Genomic DNA, 19,603 nt, shown 5'->3' with positions numbered 1-19,603 from the left:
CCGTGAAATTCGTTGCTTATGCGTTAATTGATGGCGCGGCGGGGCAATTCAAGAGCCCGCTCAGGCGGCCGGGGCCCGCGAAACGACGACCATGGCCGGGCGCAGCAGGCGCTCCTGCAGCAGGTAGCCCTTCTGCAGGGTGCTGACCACATGGTTGGGCGGCAGCTCGGCCGACTCCGCCATGGTCATGGCCTGATGGTGATCCGGGTTGAAGGGCTGGCCGGTGGGGTCCACCACCTTCACGCCGTGCTTCTCCAGCACCGCCATCAGCTGGCGGTAGGTCAGCTGCATGCCGTCGGCCATGGCCTTGGCGGCGGCATCGCCGTCGGCGGCCTTGAGGCCCAGTTCCAGGCTGTCGGCCACCGCCAGCAGGTCACCCAGCAGGCGCTCGTTGGCGAACTTGAGGCTGCTGGCGGCATCGCGCTCGAGGCGGCGGCGGGTGTTTTCCAGGTCGGCGGCGGCGCGCAGCTGCGCGTCCCTGGCGGCGGCGGCCTCGGCCCGGGCCTGTTCCAGCTCCTGGCTCAGGGCGGCGATTTCGGCGTTGGGATCGGACGGCAGTTCGTCCGTGGGAGCCTGGGTTTCCGGCGTGGCTGTCATGTCGGTGTTTGGCGTAAAAATGGGGTTTCTGGCCCTTCAGGGGCGCGCAGGATAATGAAAAAACGCCGTCCGCGCCTTACGCGGACGTCGCCTGCAGGGGTTTTGGGGCCTAACCGCCGGTTTTCAAGCCCTGGGTCAGTACCCGGGCGGTTTCCTGCACCAGCGGGATGATGCGGTGGTAGGCCATGCGAGTGGGGCCGATGACGCCCAGCACGCCGGCCACCTGGCCCTCGACGAAGTACGGCGCGGTGACCACGCTGCACTCGTCCAGCACGCGGTAGCCGGATTCGTCGCCGATGAAGATCTGCACGCCGTCGGCCCCCAGGCACTGGTCGAACAGGTTGAGCAGGTCGCGCTTGCGGTCCAGGGCGTCGAACAGGTTGCGCAGGCGCTGCACGTCGCCCAGCTCCTGGAAGCCCATCAGGTTGCTGCCGCCGGCCAGGACGTAGTCCGGGGGGCGGTCGCCGGTCACTGCCTGCTCGGCCATGGAGGCGGCGTCGCGCAGGTGCAGGTTCAGGCGGTTCTGGGTGTCGATGGCGTCGCTCATCAGCGCATTGCGCAGGCTCACCAGGTCACGGCCGGCGAACTGCTCGTTGAGCAACGCGGCGTAGCGGCCCAGCTCGTCGGCGCCATAGGGGCGCTCGGTATGGATCACGCGGTTCTGGACCTCGGCCTGGTTCACCACCAGGATCGCCAGCACGCGGTTGCCGGACAGCGGCAGGAATTCCACCTGCCGCAGCAGCGCCAGGTTGCGCCGCGGCACCGTGACCACGCCGGCCATGTGCGAGATCTGCGACAGCAGCGCCGAGGCGGCCTGCACCAGGTCGGCCTCGGAGCGGGCGCGCTCCGGCACCAGGGTTTCGGTGATGCGATCGCGCTCGGCGTCGGTCAGCGGCTCCGGCGCCAGCATGTTGTTGACGAAGTAACGGTAGCCGCGCGTGGTCGGGATGCGCCCGGCCGAGGTATGCGGCGAGGCCACGAAACCCAACTCGTCCAGGTCCGCCATGACGTTGCGGATCGTGGCCGGCGACAAGCCCAGGGCAGCCATCCGCGACAGCGTGCGTGAGCCCACTGGCTGACCATCGTGGATATAGCGCTCGACCAGCAGCTTCAGCAGCTCGGCGGCGCGGGAGTCCAGGGGATTCGACATAGCTGGAGTCTATCCGTAAGCGATACGTCCACGCGACGGCGTGCCATTTTCGTGTCCCGCTAACCCTATCGACCCGCGGTGTACTCGACGTACATAAGGGGCGATAGGGGCCGCGGGGCGCGAAAATGGCCCCGTCCCGAAGGGTTGCGCCAGAAATCGCGCCATGCGGCGCCGGCCGCTGCTTATTGGGGCCCACCCAACCGCGCATCGACCGGCTGAGCCTGGCGCGATTTCTGGCAGCAACGCGTGGACGTATCGCTTACGGATAGGCTCCAGAAAATGAAGAACTTGTTACCGCAATTCAATAGCACGAACGCATCAGGACGGCGAGGTTTCATGGTATTTTTTCGCGGTATCAGCCCCCAAAGCTCCCCATGACCCACTTCAAGACCGTCGGTGTGATCGGCAAGCACCGCAGCCCCCAGGTTGCGCCTGTGCTGAACGCGCTGTGCCGACACTTGCAGGAACTGGGCCGCACCGTGCTGGTGGACACCTACAGCGCCGACCTGGTGGACGAGCCGGTCAGTTTTGTGACCCGCGCCGACCTCGCCCGGCGCTGCGACCTGGTGGTGGTGGTCGGTGGCGACGGCACCCTGCTGGCCGCCGCGCGCGAGCTGGCGCCGGCCGGCGTGCCCCTGCTGGGCATCAACCAGGGCCGCCTCGGCTTCATGGTGGACGTGACCCCGGAGGACATGCGCGAAAGCCTGGCGGCCATCTTCGCGGGCGAGTTCGTGCGTGAAGACCGGCTGCTGCTGAGCTGCCGCATCCTGCGCAACGGCGAGCCGGTGCAGCCGGTGCTGGCGGTCAACGACGTGGTCATCCGCAACCAGGCGGCGATCCGCATGCTGGAATTCGAAACCTGGATCGAGGGTGAATTCATCTCCCAGCACCGCGCCGATGGCTTCATCATCGCCTCGCCCACCGGCTCCACCGCCTATGCCCTGTCCGGCGGCGGCCCGGTGGTGCACCCCTCGCTCGACGCCCTGGCCCTGGTGCCGATCTGCCCGCACACCCTGTCGGACCGCCCCATCGTGGTCAGCGCCCGGCAGGCCGTGCGCCTGGTCCTGGGCGGCGCCGAGGGCACCCGCGTGATGCTCACCTGCGACGGCCAGACCAGCGAGATCCTGCAGCCCGGCGACGCCGTGGAAGTGTCGCGCGCGGACTGGCCCCTGAGCCTGATCCACCCCAAGAACTACAGTTACTTCAACCTGTTGCGCAACAAACTTCATTGGGGCCGAGGCCCCGCCCAGCGCAAGCCCGGCTGAACTTCTACGCCTTACCCATGCTGACCCACCTGCAGATCAAGAACCTCGCCATCATCGACGAGCTGGCCCTGGATTTCGGCCGCGGCTTCACCACGCTGACCGGCGAGACCGGCGCGGGCAAATCGATCCTGATCGACGCCATCGGCCTGGTCATCGGCAGCCGTGCCGACGCCAGCCTGGTGCGCAGCGGCCAGGAGAAAGCCGAGGTCAGCGCCGAGTTCGCGCTGGACGACGCGGGCGATGCCGTTGCCTGGCTGGCGGAGCAGGAACTGCGCGACGAGGACGAGCCGGGCCGCTGCCTGGTGCGCCGCGTGGTCTATGCCGAGGGCCGCACCCGCGCCTTCGTCAACGGCCAGCCGGTCAATGCCGGGCCGCTGCGCGAGCTGGGCGAACGCCTGATCGAGATCTTCGGCCAGTCCGAGAGCCAGACCCTGCTGCGTCCTGAGGTGCAGCGCGGCCTGCTCGACCAGTACGGCGACCACGGCACGGCGCTGGACGCGGTGCGCGAGGCGGCAAAGGAGCACGGCGAGGTCGAGCGCCAGATCGAGCGCCTGCGCACCGCCGGCAGCCGCGACCCGGCGCAGCTGGACTACCTGCGCTTCCAGCTCAGCGAGCTGGAAGCCCTGAACCTGGGCGAAGGCGAGATCGAGCAGGTGGAAACCGAGCATCGCCGCCTGGCCAATGCCGGCCGCCTGGTGCAGGACGGTGGCCAGGCGCAGGAACTGCTCTACGGCGCCGAATCCAGCCTCTATGACCAGCTGGCCACCGCCAGCGCCCTGCTCAGCGGCCTGGTGCCGCTGCACGAAGGCTTCCGTGAAGCCCTGGACCTGGCCGAGAGCGCCCAGGCGCAGGTGCGCGAGGCCGCCGATTCGCTCAACCGCCTGCTCGGCAAGCTGGACCTGGACCCGGAACACCTGGCCCAGCTGGAACAGCGCATGGCCGACATCCACGAACTGGCGCGCAAGCACCGCATCCGTCCCGCCGAACTGCCGCAGAAGCTGGCGGGCCTGCGCGAGGAACTGGGCGGGATGGAAGATGCCGCCGGGCAGATGGAAGCCCTGGAGAGCAAGCGCAAGGCCGCGCTGAAGCGCTACCGCGAGGCCGCGGCGAAGCTGGGCACGGCCCGGCGCAAGGCCGCCAAGGGTTTCAGTGAGCAGGTTTCGGCGATCGTGCGCCAGTTGGGCATGGCCAATGCGCAGTTCCTGGCGGCGGTGGAGACCGACGCCGAGGGCCGCCCGCGCGCCAGCGGCGACGACGAGGTGCGCTTCGACTTCAGCGCCAACCCCGGCCAGCCGCCACGCGCCCTGGCCAAGGTCGCCTCCGGCGGCGAACTGTCGCGCGTCTCGCTGGCGGTGCAGGTGGTGGGCCAGCAGCGCTCCGGCGCCGCCACCATGATCTTCGACGAGGTGGACGCCGGCATCAGCGGCGGCGTCGCCGAGGTAGTGGGCCAGAAGCTGCGGGAGCTGGGCGGCCAGCAGGGCCAGGTGCTCTGCGTGACCCACCTGGCGCAGGTCGCCGCCCAGGGCCACCAGCAGTTCGCCATCGCCAAGGAAGTGAAGTCAGGCCAGACCTATACCCGGGTGCGGCCGCTGGCCCAGAAGGACCGCGTCGAGGAGCTGGCGCGCATGCAGGGCGGCGTGGAAATCACGAGCGCGGCGCTGAACCATGCGAAGGATTTGCTGCAGCGGGCGGCGAAAGCCTGAATCTGTCCCCTCTCCCGCTTGCGGGAGAGGGTGGCCGAAGGCCGGGAGAGGGTTTCTGGAAATCGGGGCAAGCGACCACCCTGCCCATCTACAGACACCCTCACCCTGCCCCTCTCCCGCCAGCGGGAGAGGGAACTTGAGGTCAGTTCTTCTTCTTGCTGCTCTTCGGTCGCACATACAGGACCAGGCTATGGTCCTCCACGACGAAGCCGTGCTTCTCGGCGATCAGCTTCTGCAGCTTCTCGATTTCCTCGCTGACGAACTCGACCACCTCGCCGGTTTCGAGGTTGACCATGTGGTCGTGGTGGGGACCGCGTTCCAGCTCGAACACGGCATGGCCGCCCTCGAAATGGTGGCGCTTGACCAGGCCGGCGGCCTCGAACTGGGTCAGGACGCGGTAGACCGTGGCCAGGCCGATGTCCTCCTCGGAGTCCATCAGCTTGCGGTAGATGTCTTCCGCAGACATGTGGCGGGCCGGGTTGCTCTCCAGCATTTCCAGGATTTTCAGGCGCGGAAGGGTAACCTTGAGGCCGGCGCTGCGAAGATCGGACGATTCCACGATATGCCTGTCAAAGGGAGGATTTCCGGTATTATCGCACTCCCCTACGAGGCATCAACACCATGCGCGTTATTTTGTTGGTTCTTGGGGCTCTTGCCCTGAGCGCCTGCCAGATCGTCTACAAGCTGCCCACCCGCCAGGGCAATGTCATCGAACAGAAGCAGCTGGACCAGCTGCAGACGGGCATGACCCGCGAGCAGGTCCGCTTCCTGATGGGCACCCCGGTGGCCGCCAGCCCCTTCGAGGACCGTCGCTGGGACTACGTCGGCTACTACAAGTCGCCGCGCGGCAAGGTCTCCTCGCGCGTGGTCAGCGTCTACTTCGAGAGCGAAAAGGTCGCCCGCCTGGAAGGCGTCAAGGCGCTCGAGGGTGAAAAAGCTGCCGACAAGGCGCTGGAGAACCCGGACGTGAAGACGGTGCTGCGCGAGGACAAGAAGGCCCAGGCCGAGGACACCCGCGTCGAGAGCGAGCAGGGCAAGGAATCCGGCGTGATCCTGACCCCGGATCGCTCCACGCCCTGATCCGGCTCTTTCCCGGCCTCCGGGAAAAGCATACCGTTGACTCCGCAGAGCTTCCCGGGCGCGGCCGCACCGTGCGCCGGGCGCGCCTGCGAAGGGTTTGAACCTCAGCCGGCCCAGACCGGCTCCATCCTGTCCCGGGGGACAGCATCATGAAGCGTTCCAGTCTGCTGATCGCAGCCAGCCTGCTGCTGGCCCTGGCCGGTACCGCCCAGGCCAAGGTCGATATCGCGCAGGCCGCCAAGCTCGGCGCCGCGCTGACCCCGGTAGGCGCGGAACGTGCCGCCAACAAGGAAGGCAGCATCCCTGCCTGGACCCCCGGCAAGCAGCGCGGCAAGCTCAGCGGCGAGTTCTTCTCCGACCCGGCGATCGACGCCGAGCAGCCGGTCCTGGTGCTGAACGCGGCCAACATGTCGCGCTACCTCGACCGGCTGTCCGAGGGCCACAGGAAGCTGCTGTCGCTGCACCCCAGCTACAAGATGCTGGTCTACCCCTCGCACCGTCCGGTGGCGATGCCCGAGGAGATCTACGCCGCGACCAAGGTCAACGCCAGCGTCTGCGAGCTCTCCGGCGTGGAGGACCTGGACGGCTGCACGCTGGGCGTGCCCTTCCCCATTCCCAAGTCCGGCCCGGAGCCGATCTGGAACCACAAGCTGCGCTGGCGCGGCGAAGCGGTGCGCCGCTACAACAACCAGATGATCGTGCAGCCCAATGGCCAGTACCAGCTGACCAAGATCCTGGAAGACGTGGAGTTCACCTACGGCTCCATCAGGAAGCCGCTGACCCTGCACCGTGGCGAAGGCGAATTCCTGCGCTATCTCGCCTCCACCATCGCGCCGCCGCGCGTGGCCGGCACCACCATCCTGGTGCACGACAAGGCCGGCACCGGCAGCGAAGGCCGCGCCGCCTGGCTCTACACGCCGACGCTCAAGCGCGTGCGCCGCGCCCCCACGGTCTGCTGCGACAACCCGGCCGAGGGCACCGACGGCAACCAGTACTACGACCAGGTGGACATGTTCAATGGCACCATGGAGCGCTACAACTGGAAGCTGGTGGGCAAGAAGGAGCTGTACATCCCGTACAACTCGCATCGCATCGGCAGCAACACCATCCGCTTCTCGCAGCTGGCCCGCCCCGGCCACCTGAACCAGGACCTGCCGCGTTACGAACTGCACCGCGTGTGGATCGTCGACGCCGAGCTGCGCCCCGGCATGGCCCACACCTTCAAGAAGCGCCGTTTCTACCTCGACGAGGACGGCTGGAACATCGTGCTGGTGGACAACTACAACAATCGCGGCGAGCTCTACCAGTTCCAGGAAGGGCACACGCAGTTCGGCACCAACATCCTCGCCAGCTCGGCCGCACCGGAAGTGATCTACCACTTCGACAGCGGCCGCTACTTCGTCACGGCGATGTTCAACGAAGACAAGCCCTACGACTTCACCCCGGCCTACAAGCCGGACTACTTCAGCGCCGCCTCGGTGCAGAAACGCGTCACCAAATAGGGGCTAGCTGCCCTTCTTGCGGCTGGCCGCAGCGCGCTGCCGCCGCACCTGCTTGGGGTCCGCCAGCAGCGGGCGGTAGATCTCCACGCGGTCGCCGTCCTGCAGGGGTTCGTCGGCCGTCACCGGCCGCGAGAAGATGCCCAGGCGATTGCGCGACAGGTCGATCTCCGGAAAGCGCCGCAGCATGCCCGAGCGCTCCACCGCCTCGCCGGCGCGAGTCCCCGCCGGCACTTCCAGTTCCAGGATCAGCTGCCGCTCGGCCAGCGCGTAGGCCACCTCGACACGGATGTTTTCAGCCGCGACCATGCAGCGACTCGGCGCGCTTGCGGAAGGCCTCGATCAGGCCGCTGACGGCGCGGTCCAGCAAGGGCGAGAGCGTCCCCTCGAGCACACGGCTGCCGAAATCCAGCGACAGCTTCAGGCTGACCTTGCAGGCATCCTCGGCCAGCGGCAGGAATTCCCAGACACCGTCGAGCTTGCGGAACGGCCCGTCGACCAGGCGCATCTGGATGCGGCTGCCGGGCTGCAGGCGGTTCTCGGTGGCGAAGCTGTCCTTGAGTCCCTTGACGTTGAAACCCAGGCGCGCGCGGACCAGTTCGTCGCTGCGCTGCTCCACGGTGGCGGCAACGCAGCCCGGCAGGAAGCCGGGGTAGGCCTCGATATCGGCCACCAGCTCGTACATCGCCTGCGCGGAGAAGCGCAGCAATGCGGAACGCTCCAGCTCTGCCATGACCTAGCCGTTGCCCCAGAGGTTGGCGATCCAGTCGAGCAGGCCCGCCGAGTAGCCCAGGATCACGATCAGGGCCATGCGGGTCGGGTAGCGCAACAGCGTGCGCCAGACATTGAACAGCCAGCCCTCGCGCTCGCCGAAGGCGGAACGCGCCATCTCCTCCGGCATGATGCGCGCCGCAAAGATGCAGATCAGCAGCGCCGTGGCCGGCGCGAACCAGCTGGCCGTGAGCCACTGCATCCAGCCGAAGAAATTGCGCCCCAGCAGCGTCCAGTCCTGCAGCACGCCGAAGGACAGCAGCGTGCCCAGGCCCAGGAACCAGATCAGCAGCGAGCTGGAGGTGGCCGCGAACACGCGCGTGGTACGGAAGCGGTCCATCAGGTAGCGCGTATTGGTTTCCAGCAGCGCGCTGGCCGAGGTCAGCGTGACGATGAACAGCATCGTGTACAGCAGCAGCGCCACGACGATACCGGCCATGCCCGGCGGGAAGGCCGCCGGCAGCGCCTGGAACAGCAGCGCCACGCCGCTGGCCGGCTCGACACCGGCACTGAAGATCAGCGCGAAGATCGCCAGGCCCGCGAGCAGGCTGAAGACCGTGTCGATCAGCACCACGCCCAGGGCCAGTCGCTTCACCGGCGCCCGTGCCGGCAGGTAGCTGCCCAGGGCCAGCATCGAGCCGATGCCCAGCGCCATGGTGAAGAAGGCCTGCTGCAGGGCTTCCAGCGCGCCGCGCCAGCCGAACTTGTGCCAGTCCGGCGTCAACAGGAACTTCAGCGCCTCCGCCGTGCTGCCGTTGAGCATGGCGTAGACGCAGAGGCCGATCGCCATCAGGAAGGCGGTCGGCAGCAGGCGCAGCGCGGCGCGCTCGATGCCGTCGCGGAAGCCGTGCGTGACGATGATGCAGGCCGTGACCATGAAGATCGTGTGCCAGGACAGCGCCCGCTCCGGGTCCTGGGCGAAGCTGAGAAAGGCCTGGTGCGCCTGCTCGGTGCCGATGCCGTCGAACACCCCGCCGGCCGCGCGTACCGCGTAGGCCAGGCTCCAGCCGGCAATCACGCTGTAGTAGGACAGCACCATCACCGCGCCGGCCAGCGACAGGTAGCCGATCACCACCCAGTAGCGCGAGGCCCCGGCCGCGTCGACGATGCGGCGGATGCCGCTGATGACGTCGTCGCGCATCCAGCGGCCCAGTACCCACTCGGTGGCCAGCAGCGGCAGGCCCACCAGCAGCAGGCACAGCAGGTAGAAGCCCAGGAATACGGCACCGCCATGCTCGCCCATCAGGTAAGGCAGCCGCGACGCGTTGCCGATGCCCACCGTGGCGCCCGCGGCGACCCACAGGAAGCTGCGCGACGACGTCCAGTAGCCGTAACTGCTTTCGCGGATGTTCATCCCGATAGTCTAGCGGGAACCGCGCGTTCCGCATGGCCCCCGATGAGCGGCTTGCCGGCCCTTGATCGCCGCCGGGGCGCACCCATACAGGGTACCCGGACACGTACAAGCGCCGCGGCGCCTATAATTCCCCGATGAGCAAGAAGGAAGACAACAAGAAAGAGAAGGAAGGCGACCGCCGCATCGCGGAGAACCGCCGTGCGCGCCACGACTACTTCATCGAGGAAAGCCACGAGGCTGGCCTGATGCTGCAGGGCTGGGAGGTCAAGAGCCTGCGCGAGGGCCGCGCCCAGATCACCGAGGCCTACGTCGTGCTGAAGAACCGCGAAGCCTGGCTGATCGGCGCGCACTTCACCCCCGGCAAGCACACCTGCACCCACGAGATCGCCGACTCCACCCGCACCCGCAAGCTGCTGATGCACGAACGCGAACTGGCCCAGCTGATCGGCAAGGTCGAGCGCGCCGGCTACACCCTGATCCCGCTGGACCTGCACTGGACCCGCGGCCGCGCCAAGCTGCAGGTGGGCCTGGCCAAGGGCAAGAAGCAGCACGACAAGCGCGCCGACCTGAAGGAAAAGGACTGGCAGCGGGACAAGGAACGCATCATGAGGAAGCACGCCTGAGCCCGCCCGGGGAACTCCCCCGGCCGGCCGCGGTCATAGGTGCTACACTGTAGTTTCACAGGGGGTGACCTGGCTTCGACGCCGGTTATGAAGCCCAAAGTGCATGCCGAGGTGTCATGTCCTCGTAAATCCCGTGGCAACCAAGCTAGTTGCGAACGACTCCAACTACGCCCTCGCCGCCTAATCCCGGCGAGCGTCCGACCAGACGGTGTTGATGCCCCTGAATCGGATGTCGACTCTCATCAACTCGCAGTGAAGCCCGCCCTTGGCCGATCTGCTAAAAAACTAAGGGGATAAGCGACGGCGTTCCGTGCCCCTCCGGCAGCCGAAGACCAAAATCAATGAGAAGGCTACGCATGTAGATCCCAGGGTGGACAGCTGACGGACAGGGGTTCGATTCCCCTCACCTCCACCAACAAACCGAAAAGGCCACCCCGGAAGGGTGGCCTTTTCGGTTATTGGCGTCGGTTCGGGGAATCAAAGTCCTGTCCGGTACAGCCATGGGGCCTCGACGGGGGCTTTCCATGGAGCGAACAGTTTTGCTCCACGCCGGCGAGGCGGGCGGGCCTCTGTGCCCGCCCCGGCCTTGAGCGAAGCGAAAGGGATTCCCCTTACCTCCGTCACCTCGTAAGAAAACCCCGATACCTTTCCCGCCGTCACCCCGTTGTGACGCCCCACACACACGCCCCGCCCAGCTTTGCCCCAGAGTGACGCCACCGCGCTGGGCAGCCTTTTCTGCCCCGCGGTCACTCTGGGGAGAGAGCATGAGCGGTCAGGGCAACGGATCGACGGCGCGCAAGCTGGCTTTGGGGGGCATGTTGCTGCTGGCGGGCGCCGCCTCGGCGGCACTACTGCCGGCCCTGCAGACCGGCTCCACGGTGGAGTTCAGCGCCGCCAGCTACAGCGCCACCGAGAACGGCGGCCAGGCCACGATCACGGTCAGGCGCAGCGGTTCGGCCCTTTGGCCGGTCAGCGTCCACTACGCCACCGCCAACGGCACGGCCACCGCCGGCTCCGACTACACGACGGCCAGCGGCACGCTCAGCTGGAAGTCCGGCGACAAGGCCGACAAGAGCTTCGTGGTTGCGCTGCTGGACGACCAGGCCGTTGAGGCCACCGAAACGATCAAGCTGCAGCTCTCCGGCCCCAAGACCGCCAAGCTGGGCACGGTTGCTACCGCGACGCTGAGCATCACCGACAACGACGTCGCCAACGCCATTTCCTTCGCCTCGGCCGGCTACACCGCGGCAGAGGGCAATTCCGTGGTCGTGACCGTCAAGCGCAGCGGCGCTTCCGGCGCGGCCAGCGTGAAGTACGCCACCGCCGACGGCAGCGCCAAGGCCGGGGCCGATTACGTCGCGGCGAGCGGCACGCTGAACTGGGCCGCGGGCGATGCCACGCCGCGTTCCTTCAGCGTGCTGCTCGCCGACGACACCACCCAGGAACCGGACGAGGCTTTCAGCGTTGCGCTGAGCAATGCCACCGGCGCCGCGCTGGCGGCACCGACGGCGGCCAGCATCACCATCCCGGCCAACGACGCGCCGCCGCCCTCGGGGGCGATGAACCCGATCCTGTTCGTGACCCAGGTCCCGGTGGGCGGCTTCCTGCCGGTGACGGCCGCCTTCGGCGCGCAGGAGCCTTCGCAGAGCAAGGCACCGCGCGGCGGCGACCTGATGATCCGCTACACCGATGGCAGCCTGCGCAATCTCACTCGCGAGGCCGGCTACGGCGTCGATGGCTGGCAGAAGGCCGGCGCCATCGCCGTGCGCCAGCCGGCAGTGCACTGGAACGGCCAGAAGGCCGTGTTCAGCATGGTGGTGGGCGGCAACCCGCAGCAGTACCAGAGCGTCAACGCCCAGTGGCAGCTCTACGAGGTCACCGGCCTGGCCCAGGGCCAGACTGCGCAGATCGTGAAAGTACCGGGGCAGCCGGCCGGCTACAACAACATCGCGCCCGCCTACACCTCGGACAACCAGATCATCTTCGCCTCGGACCGGCCGCGTAACGGCGCGGCGCACCTCTACCCGCAGCGCGACGAGTACGAATCCGCCAACGTCGAATCGGGCCTGTGGAAGCTGGACCCGATGGCGCAGACCTATCGCATCCTGGAGCACGCGCCCTCGGGCGCCACCTACCCCAGCGTGGATTCCGCCGGCCGCCTGATCTTCACCAAGTGGGACCACCTGCTGCGCGACCAGCAGGCCGACGCGGACGCCTTCAGCGCGGCCAGCGCCTACAAGTACGGTGCCTTCAACTACGACTCCGAGGAGCAGACCACGCCGCCTTCGGCCTGGTCGATCGCCGAGCATTTCCCGGAGTTGCGCCAGGCCAAGTATTCGAAACCCTACGGCCAGGGCTACGACGGCAGCAGCATCGCGGCGGACTATCCTTTCGGCGACCTGAACTTCAATCACTTCTTCCCCTGGATGATGAACCAGGACGGCAGCGAGGAAGAGACGCTCAACCATGTCGGCCGCCACGAGTTCGGCGGCTCCTACGCCAACCCCAGCTATCGCAACGACCCGGCGCTGAAGTACATCTCCTACGGCGCATTCAACAACGCCACGTACTTCATCAACGGCAGCGGCGGCGTGTTCCACCTGCGCGAAGATCCGCTGACGCCGGGGCTGTTCTATGCCTCGAACGCGGCCGAGTTCTCGGTGCATGCCGCCGGCGACATCGTGCGGATGATGGGCGCGCCGTCGAACAATCCGGAGACGATGAAGGTGGAGCTGGTGATGAGCCGCAGCGGCATCGGCCGTATGCGCAATCCCCTGCCCCTGTCTTCCGGCGGCCTGGTGGTGGCGCACAGCCCGGAGGAAGGCGACGAAACCGGCTCGGCACCATACAAGCATGCCTTCCGCCTGCGCAGCACCAAGCTCGTCAACGGCCAGCGCGTGCCCGACGCCTACCTCACCAGCGGCCTCCAGAAGACCATCAGCTGGTGGTCACCGGATGCACAGGTCAACTGGAGCGGCACGCTGTGGGAACTGGACCCGGTGGAAGTGGTGGCGCGGCCCGTGCCGCCGCTGAGCCGCGCACCGGCACTGCCGGCGCCCGAACAGCAGGCCCTGCAGCAGGCCGGTGTCGGCCAGGAACTGCTGCGCAACTGGCTGCACTCGAAGAAGCTGTCGCTGGTGGTGTCGCGCAACGTCACGCTGCGCGACCGTGCCGACCAGCAGCAACCCTACAACCTGCAGGTGCCGGGCGGCGTCATGACCGCGCCAACGCCCAACGCCAGGATCTACCCGGTGGACCGGCAGCAGTTCTTCCAGGCCGACCAGATCCGCGGCTACGCCTCGGGCAAGCCGCCGCAGCAGGGCGGTACGCCCTCGCCCGGTCGGCGCGTGCTGCCGGTGCCGATGCATGACCCGGCAGCGATGGCGGCCAACCCGCCGGTGCCGGCCGCTGCGCCGCCAGGCAGCTACGCGATCGCCGTCGACGGCTCCACCGCAGTGTTCGTGCCGGCACAGCGCGCCATGGCCTGGCAACTGGTGGACAGCAGCAAGACCGGCTGGAGCCAGGCGGTGGTGCGCGAACGCAACTGGATCAGTTTCGCGCCCGGCGAAACCCGCTCCTGCCCGGCCTGCCACGGCATCAACACGCAGGCCCAGAACGGCGCGCCGAAACCCGAGAACAAGCCCGAGGCCCTGGTCGGCCTGCTGGAGCACTGGAAGAAGGTGGTGCGCAACAACTGCCCGGTCAGCGGCGGCACCGGCGCCTGGACCTACAGCGGCACCAGCTTCTCGGCCTGCGACGATGGCCGGCAGTACCGCATCCAGGCCTGCGCCGGCGGCAATGGCTGCTGCGCCGGCCTGCCGCAGACGCAGACGCAGGCCTGCCCCTAGAGCCCGCGCCTCAAGGCTGCGCCAGCGCGTCCTGCACCAGCAGGCCGTCGACCTGTGCGAGGTCCTGCAGCACCAGCCGGCCGGCGACTGCCTTCAGGCGCAGCACCGCCAGCAGGTACTCGTAGCGCGAGCGATCGTAGTTGCGCTCCGCGACATAGCGCTGCTGGCGCGCGTTGAGCACGTCGATCGCCGAGCGCGTGCCGATCTCCAGGCCCACTTCGCTGGCCTCCAGGGCACTGCCGCTGGAAGCCACCGCCTGCTTCAGCGCGTGCACGCGCGCCGCGCCGGTCACCACGGCCTGGAAGGCGTTGCGGGCATTGCGCTCCACCGCGCGGCGGGCGCCGTCGTACTCGGCCAGGCGCTGACCGCGGACGGCCTCGGCCTGGCGGATGCCGGCGCGGGTCGCACCACCGGAGAACAGCAGCAGCCGTACACCGATCCCTACCGATGTACCCGACAGATCGGTCGGAAAAGCGCCGGCCTCGCTGCGCGAATCCAGGTAGTTGGCGGTCGCTGCCACGGTCGGCAGCTGCCGCGACCGGGCGGCGCTGACACCGCGGTCGGCTACGTTGAAATTCAGCTTGGCGCCCAGCAGCTCGAAGTTGCCCACCCGCGTCTGGGCGACCCACTGGTCGGCACTGGCCGGCTGCGGCATCGGCAGCGGAATGTCCTCCTGCAGCGCCGCCAGGGCCGGCGGTCTGGCGGCCGGCGCTTCCAGCGGCACCACCCGGACCTGGTCCTCCTCGATGCTGCGCAGCGGCTCGCGGGTGATCTCCTCCAGGCCTTCGATCGCCGTGGCCAGGGTCTGCCCGGCCTCCAGTTCGCTGGCCAGGCTGAGGTCGTAGCGCGCCTGCACTTCCTGGGTGTCGGTGATGCTGGACAGGCCCACCTGCAGATGCTGCCTGGCCAGTTCCAGCTGCTGTTCCAGGGCGGTCCGCTCGGCGGTGGCGGAACGCAGCGCGTCGCGCGCGCCCAGCACGCCGAAGTACAGCTCCGCCACGCGCAGCAGCAGGTCCTGCTCGCTGCTGCGGTAGCTGAGCTGGGCCAGCGCGGCCTGCTCGCTGGCCTGCTTGAACTGGTACCAGGCTTCCAGGCTGAACAGCGGCTGGCTCAGGGTGATGCTCAGGCTCTTGTCGGTCCCGTCGTTCTTGCGCGACAGCGGGATGGCCGCGCCGGTGGCGGGGTCGACATAGGTCACCTCCACCTCGGAGTCATTGAACACATAGTCGTAACTGCCGCTGAGTTGCGGCAGCAGCAGCGCGCGGGCCTTGGGCTCGTTCTGCAGCGCCGCCTCGCGGGCGTAGCGGGATGCGGCGAGCGTGGCGTCGTTGTTCAGCGCCTGCTTGTAGACGCGCAGCAGGTCGTTGGCCTGCGCCAGTCCCGGGCAGAGCAGCACCAGGCACAGCAGGCGGAAGATCGGGGACTTGGACAAGGGACTTCTCGGGTAGGACAACGGGGTCATTCGCCTTCCGCCAGGCGCTGCCGCAGGTGATCGACGAAGGCATCGAAGCGCCCTTCGCCGGAAAGCACCCGCGGCAGGTTCAGGGCCATCTCGACCTGGTCGTTGACGCTGACCAGGGTGGAGAAGGCGCTGCCGCCGAGGGGGTACACGAACATGGACTGCAGACTGAAGCCGGGGTAGCTGTAGGCCGCCGGATCGCAGCGCCCCAGGTTGGAGATCACGGCGGTCTCCATGGGCTTGCGCTTGCGGTAGTTCCAGCGCGTGCGCGACACCAGCAGATCGAACCACTTCAAGGGCAGCCATTTGACGATGTCGAGGATGCGCGGGTAGACCGCTTCCATGCGCTGCGCCAGCATGTCCTGCAGGCGGGCCCGGAACTGCTCGACGCCATCGCCCTTGTTCAGGCGCACGAACAGCATGTTGCTGAAGTTGGTCGTCGACAGCAGCCCGGGTGCATGGCGGCGCAGGTCCACGGGCACGGCGATCAGCGCCGGCAGCTCGCTGCGCTGGTGCGCGAACTCGGCCATCGCCACGGCGACCCGCGCCAGCAGGTTCTTGCGCGGCGGCCCCAGCGAGATGCGGCGCCAGTCGTCGCCCATCTCGGCGCCGCTGGTCTGGCCGGTCAGCCAGGTGGTCCTGAAGTGGCTCGAGGTGGAGTGTCGCGCGCCGGTGCTGAGCATCAGGTCGACATCGCTGAAGGCGGCATTGGTGCCCAGCAGGGCTTCGCCGCGCAGGACGCGGAACAGCTCCTGCAGCAGGTGCAGCACGCCGCCGCCGTCGAGGATGGCGTGCAGGCTGCGCAGGATCACCAGGGAGCGGCCGTCGCTGCAATTCGCCAGCAGCAATTCCACGGTCGGGCCGTGCTCGAGGCACAAGGGTTCCGCGGTAATGAACTCGCCGCCGCGGCCGGAGCGGGTGTCCCACTCGCAGTTCTCGATCACGCGCATCCGCGGCGGCAGGCCGTCGCTCTCCCAGCGCGCCTTGCGGCGCTTGCCGACCAGGCGCAGGCGCGTGCCGGGGTTGAGCTCGGCCACGCGCTGCAGGGCCTCGCGCCAGTGCTCCGGCTCCAGCCGGCCCTCGCAGGTCAGCACGAATATCACGTCGCGCGGGCCTTCCAGCGTCCAGCGGCTGGTGCCGACGCAGGCGTGGTAGTACTCCGGCGTGGACAGGGGCCGCGAGATCCGCGCCTGCGGCGCCAGCGGCGGCAAGGCCGGCGCGGTCTCAAGCCGATCTGAGGGCATCGACAATCTCCAGTCGCGAAGCCTGGACGGCGGGCAGCACGCCGCCGAGGACTCCCATGAACATCGAAAAGGCCAGCACCTGCAGGGCGATGCCAGGGGTAAGGATCAGGCTGAACACGACCTCCGAGAAGGTCTGCACGTTGGTCGTGGAGATCTCGAGCATCTGCATGAAGGACGCCGCCAGAAGCCCGGCCACGCCGGCGGCGAAGCCCAGCAGCGCCGCCTCCTGGATGAAGGCCGTGACGATGTTGCCGCGGCGGAAGCCCAGGGCCCTGAGCGTGCCGATCTCGCGCGTGCGGTTGGCTACGCTGGCATACATCGTGATCATGGCACCGATGATCGCGCCCACGGAGAAGATGATCGTGATGGTCTTGCCGAGGATGCTGATGAAATTGGCCAGCTTCTCCGACTGGTCGGCGTAGAACCGCCTCTCGCGCTTCACGTCGGCCTTGATCTGCGGCTGCCGCCCAAGTGCTTCGGCAAAGCCGTCATAGCTGGCCGCATCGCGCAGGCCCACCACCAGCGACGAGAAAGCCTGGCGGCGGAAGGCCTGCATCATCTGCTCGCTGTCGCCCCATATCTCGGAGTCGAAACCGCTGCTGCCGGCATCGAAGATGCCCACCACGTTCCAGCTGCGCATGCCGAATGCGATGCTGTCGCCGATGCGCAGCCCGACCTCACCGCGCGCCATGGCCGAGCCGACGATGATCTCCGAGGAGCCGGGGCGGAACTGCCGGCCCGTCACGATCTTCGCCTGCGGCCGCATCTCCAGGCCATTGGCGGTGGTGCCGCGCACCACCACGTTGGCCAGGCCGCCGGAACCCTTGCGCGGCATGTTGACCAGCACCAGCACCTCGCGCGACACCCGCGCCAGGCCTTGCGGCGAGGTCGCCAGCCCCGGCAGCGATTCGACGATGTTGGCCTGCTCGCGGGTGATCGTGCTCTGTACCTCGGTCTGGGAACCCTGGCGGATGATGATGACGTTGCTGTCGGAGCCGGTACCGCCCAGCGTATGGCGCAGGCCCTCGGCCATCATCAGCACGGTGGCAAAGACGAACACCACCAGCGCCATGCCGGCCGCGGTCAGGATGGTGGTGAGCTTGCGCGCGTAGAGGTTGCGCGCGACATAGGAAAACGACAGGCCGGTCTTCACGTCACCGCCCTCAACCCGTCGACGATACGCACGCGGCTGCTGTTGATCGCCGGGGCCAGCGCGGCAAGGACGCCGATCAGCAGGGAGGAGATCACCTGCAGCGCCACCGTGGTGGGGGTCACCGTGAACAGCAGGAACAGGTCGCGCGTGGCGCTGAAGAAGGCGTCGGCCAGCGGAAAGGTCAACAGCACGCCGAGCAGGCCGCCGGCCAGGGACATGCTCATCGATTCGCCCAGGATCAGCAGCGAGACGAAGCGGTCGCTGAAGCCCAGGGCCTTGAGCGTGGCGTATTCGCGCATGCGCTCGCGGGCCGCCATGGCCATGGTGTTGGCCATCACCGCCATGATGATCAGGATCACGACATAGGCGACCGTCTGGATCGCCACCAGGATCGTGTCGACCATCGCGATGAAGCCGAGCTGGAAGGCCTTCTGCGTTTCGGTGCGGGTCTCGGCCAGGGAGTTGCGGAAGCCGCTGTCGATCGCCGCCGACACCGTCGCCGCCTCGGCCGGATTCTCGATGTTGACCACGAACACGCCGACGCGGTCGGCCAGCGACGGCAGCAGCGCCTTGATCTTCTCGTTGACGTAGCCCCAGTGCAGCAGGAACTGGCCCTCGTCGACCTTGTCGTCGGCGCCCTGGTAGACGCCGCGGATCGTGAAGCTCCAGGTGCCGGGATAGATCGTCCCCTTCAGCGGGACCTGGTCACCGATCCTCCAGCCGTTCTTCAGCATGATCTTGCGGCCGACGATGACTCCCCTGCGGTCGCGCTTGAAGGCCGCCAGCTGTTCCGGCGGCACCACGAACTCCGGGTAGATGTCGAAGTAGGTGTCGCCGTCCACCGCGAACTGCGGAAAGAAGTGCTTCTCGTCGATATAGATGCCGCCGAACCAGATGGCCCAGGTCACCCCCTCCACTCCCGGCACGCGGCGGATGCGCTCGCCATAGGTCACCGGCAGGGAGAAGCTCAGCGAGGCCTCGGCGCGCGTGATCAGCCGCGCCGAGGAACTCAGTTCGGCGCCGGCGTACCAGGAGTCCACCACGGTCCGCAGCAGGCCGAAGGAGACGATGGCCACCGCGATGCCGGCGATGGTCAGGCCGGTACGCAGCCGGTGTCGCCACATGTTCTTGCTGGCGAGCCGGAACACATAGGAGGCCATCATCTCAGTGGGCTTCCCCATCGACGATCAGGACACCCTTTTCCAGGTGCACCAGGCGCTTGGCGCGGGCGGCGCACTTGGGATCGTGGGTCACCATGACGATGGTCTTGCCGAGTTCGCCGTTCAGGCGATCCAGCAGATTGAGCACGTCGTCCGCGGACTGGCGGTCCAGGTCGCCGGTAGGCTCGTCGGCCACGATCAGTGTCGGGTCGGTGATCAGCGCACGGGCGATCGCCACGCGCTGCTGCTGGCCGCCGGACAGCTCGTTCGGGTAGTGGTCCATGCGATCGGACAGGCCGACCATCGCCAGCGCGGTTTCCACGTGCTCGCGGCGCTCGGCCTTGCCCAGCGGCGTCAGCAGCAGCGGCAGTTCGACGTTCTCGAAGGCGTTGAGCACCGGCATCAGGTTGTAGAACTGGAACACGAAGCCGACATTGGCCGCGCGCCAGGCCGCTAGGTCGTTCTCCGGCAGCGCGGCGATGTCCACGCCATCGATCAGCAGCGTGCCGCTGCTGGGCTTGTCGATGCCGGCGATCAGGTTCAGCAGCGTACTCTTGCCCGAACCGGACGGCCCCATCAGCGAGACGTAGTCACCCGCCGCGATTTCCAGGTCGATGCCCAGCAGCACCGGCACCGGCTGGTTGCCGCGCCGGTAGGTCTTGCCGAGTTCACGGATGCTGATCAGCGAGGGCATCAT

17 protein-coding genes and 1 other RNA gene are annotated in these 19,603 nt (G+C 67.8%); 7 read left to right on the top strand and 11 right to left on the bottom strand.

The window, feature by feature from the left end:
• Positions 1–60: 60 nt before the first annotated feature.
• Both grpE and hrcA read right to left on the bottom strand, forming a co-directional pair.
• Positions 61–597 carry a nucleotide exchange factor GrpE gene (grpE, locus tag D0B54_RS11465; protein ID WP_117291459.1) on the bottom strand — a complete coding sequence of 179 codons (537 nt, stop codon included), beginning with the start codon at positions 595–597 and terminating at the stop codon, positions 61–63.
• A gap of 109 nt (positions 598–706) precedes the next feature.
• On the bottom strand, positions 707–1,747 hold the full coding sequence (gene hrcA, locus D0B54_RS11460) for a heat-inducible transcriptional repressor HrcA (RefSeq protein WP_117291458.1): 1,041 nt from the start codon (positions 1,745–1,747) through the stop codon (positions 707–709).
• Positions 1,748–2,121: 374 nt separating this feature from the next.
• Between hrcA and D0B54_RS11455 the strand changes: the two genes are divergently transcribed.
• Positions 2,122–3,012: an NAD(+) kinase gene (locus tag D0B54_RS11455; RefSeq protein ID WP_117291457.1), complete on the top strand. Its 891-nt coding sequence runs from the start codon at positions 2,122–2,124 to the stop codon at positions 3,010–3,012.
• Positions 3,013–3,029: 17 nt separating this feature from the next.
• The gene (gene recN / locus D0B54_RS11450) at positions 3,030–4,715 is read left to right on the top strand and encodes a DNA repair protein RecN (RefSeq protein ID WP_117291456.1); all 1,686 of its coding nucleotides are present in this window, start codon (positions 3,030–3,032) and stop codon (positions 4,713–4,715) included.
• Between the two features lie 142 nt (positions 4,716–4,857).
• Here recN and fur read toward each other — a convergent pair whose 3' ends face one another.
• Positions 4,858–5,277, bottom strand: coding sequence for a ferric iron uptake transcriptional regulator (gene fur / locus D0B54_RS11445; RefSeq protein WP_117291455.1), 420 nt, complete (start codon positions 5,275–5,277; stop codon positions 4,858–4,860).
• A gap of 59 nt (positions 5,278–5,336) precedes the next feature.
• Between fur and D0B54_RS11440 the strand changes: the two genes are divergently transcribed.
• Together D0B54_RS11440 and D0B54_RS11435 are read left to right on the top strand one after the other, a co-directional pair.
• A complete protein-coding gene (locus D0B54_RS11440; protein WP_117291454.1) occupies positions 5,337–5,795 on the top strand; it encodes an outer membrane protein assembly factor BamE in 459 nt (152 codons plus the stop codon).
• Between the two features lie 149 nt (positions 5,796–5,944).
• On the top strand, positions 5,945–7,297 hold the full coding sequence (locus D0B54_RS11435; RefSeq protein WP_117291453.1) for a DUF1329 domain-containing protein: 1,353 nt from the start codon (positions 5,945–5,947) through the stop codon (positions 7,295–7,297).
• Between the two features lie 3 nt (positions 7,298–7,300).
• Here the strand turns inward: D0B54_RS11435 and D0B54_RS11430 are convergent, their stop codons facing one another.
• The 3 genes from D0B54_RS11430 to D0B54_RS11420 are packed head-to-tail and all read right to left on the bottom strand — an operon-like array spanning position 7,301 to position 9,419.
• Positions 7,301–7,603 (bottom strand): RnfH family protein, encoded by a 303-nt coding sequence (locus D0B54_RS11430; RefSeq protein ID WP_117291452.1) that lies wholly within the window; start codon positions 7,601–7,603, stop codon positions 7,301–7,303.
• On the bottom strand, positions 7,590–8,027 hold the full coding sequence (locus D0B54_RS11425) for a type II toxin-antitoxin system RatA family toxin (RefSeq protein WP_117291451.1): 438 nt from the start codon (positions 8,025–8,027) through the stop codon (positions 7,590–7,592). Before D0B54_RS11425 ends, D0B54_RS11430 begins: the two co-directional genes overlap by 14 nt.
• 3 nt (positions 8,028–8,030) lie before the next feature.
• Positions 8,031–9,419: a sodium-dependent transporter gene (locus tag D0B54_RS11420; protein WP_117291450.1), complete on the bottom strand. Its 1,389-nt coding sequence runs from the start codon at positions 9,417–9,419 to the stop codon at positions 8,031–8,033.
• Positions 9,420–9,553: 134 nt separating this feature from the next.
• Between D0B54_RS11420 and smpB the strand changes: the two genes are divergently transcribed.
• The 3 genes from smpB (at position 9,554) to D0B54_RS11405 (ending at position 13,890) form a co-directional block, all read left to right on the top strand.
• A complete protein-coding gene (smpB, locus tag D0B54_RS11415) occupies positions 9,554–10,042 on the top strand; it encodes an SsrA-binding protein SmpB (protein WP_117291449.1) in 489 nt (162 codons plus the stop codon).
• Between the two features lie 60 nt (positions 10,043–10,102).
• Positions 10,103–10,457, top strand: a transfer-messenger RNA (tmRNA) gene (gene ssrA, locus D0B54_RS11410).
• A gap of 349 nt (positions 10,458–10,806) precedes the next feature.
• Entirely contained in the window at positions 10,807–13,890 is a 3,084-nt protein-coding gene (locus tag D0B54_RS11405; protein ID WP_117291448.1) for a Calx-beta domain-containing protein, read from the top strand.
• Between the two features lie 10 nt (positions 13,891–13,900).
• Here the strand turns inward: D0B54_RS11405 and D0B54_RS11400 are convergent, their stop codons facing one another.
• Genes D0B54_RS11400 through D0B54_RS11380 form a run of 5 tightly spaced genes read right to left on the bottom strand, consistent with a single transcriptional unit; the run spans position 13,901 to position 19,600 of the window.
• Complete coding sequence (locus D0B54_RS11400; RefSeq protein ID WP_162932354.1) at positions 13,901–15,322, bottom strand: TolC family protein; 1,422 nt, start codon at positions 15,320–15,322, stop codon at positions 13,901–13,903.
• A 26-nt stretch (positions 15,323–15,348) separates the two neighbouring features.
• On the bottom strand, positions 15,349–16,593 hold the full coding sequence (locus D0B54_RS24265) for a hypothetical protein (protein WP_162932353.1): 1,245 nt from the start codon (positions 16,591–16,593) through the stop codon (positions 15,349–15,351).
• Entirely contained in the window at positions 16,574–17,746 is a 1,173-nt protein-coding gene (locus tag D0B54_RS11390) for an ABC transporter permease (protein WP_240433601.1), read from the bottom strand. Before D0B54_RS11390 ends, D0B54_RS24265 begins: the two co-directional genes overlap by 20 nt.
• The gene (locus tag D0B54_RS11385) at positions 17,743–18,927 is read right to left on the bottom strand and encodes an ABC transporter permease (protein WP_205527331.1); all 1,185 of its coding nucleotides are present in this window, start codon (positions 18,925–18,927) and stop codon (positions 17,743–17,745) included. Before D0B54_RS11385 ends, D0B54_RS11390 begins: the two co-directional genes overlap by 4 nt.
• Positions 18,911–19,600: an ABC transporter ATP-binding protein gene (locus D0B54_RS11380; RefSeq protein WP_205527330.1), complete on the bottom strand. Its 690-nt coding sequence runs from the start codon at positions 19,598–19,600 to the stop codon at positions 18,911–18,913. Before D0B54_RS11380 ends, D0B54_RS11385 begins: the two co-directional genes overlap by 17 nt.
• Positions 19,601–19,603 lie beyond the last annotated feature (3 nt).

This window comes from Solimonas sp. K1W22B-7, assembly GCF_003428335.1.
GTDB lineage: Bacteria > Pseudomonadota > Gammaproteobacteria > Nevskiales > Nevskiaceae > Solimonas_A.
Note: the sequence above shows the minus strand (reverse complement) of the source record. Positions and strands in the feature narration are given on the sequence as shown.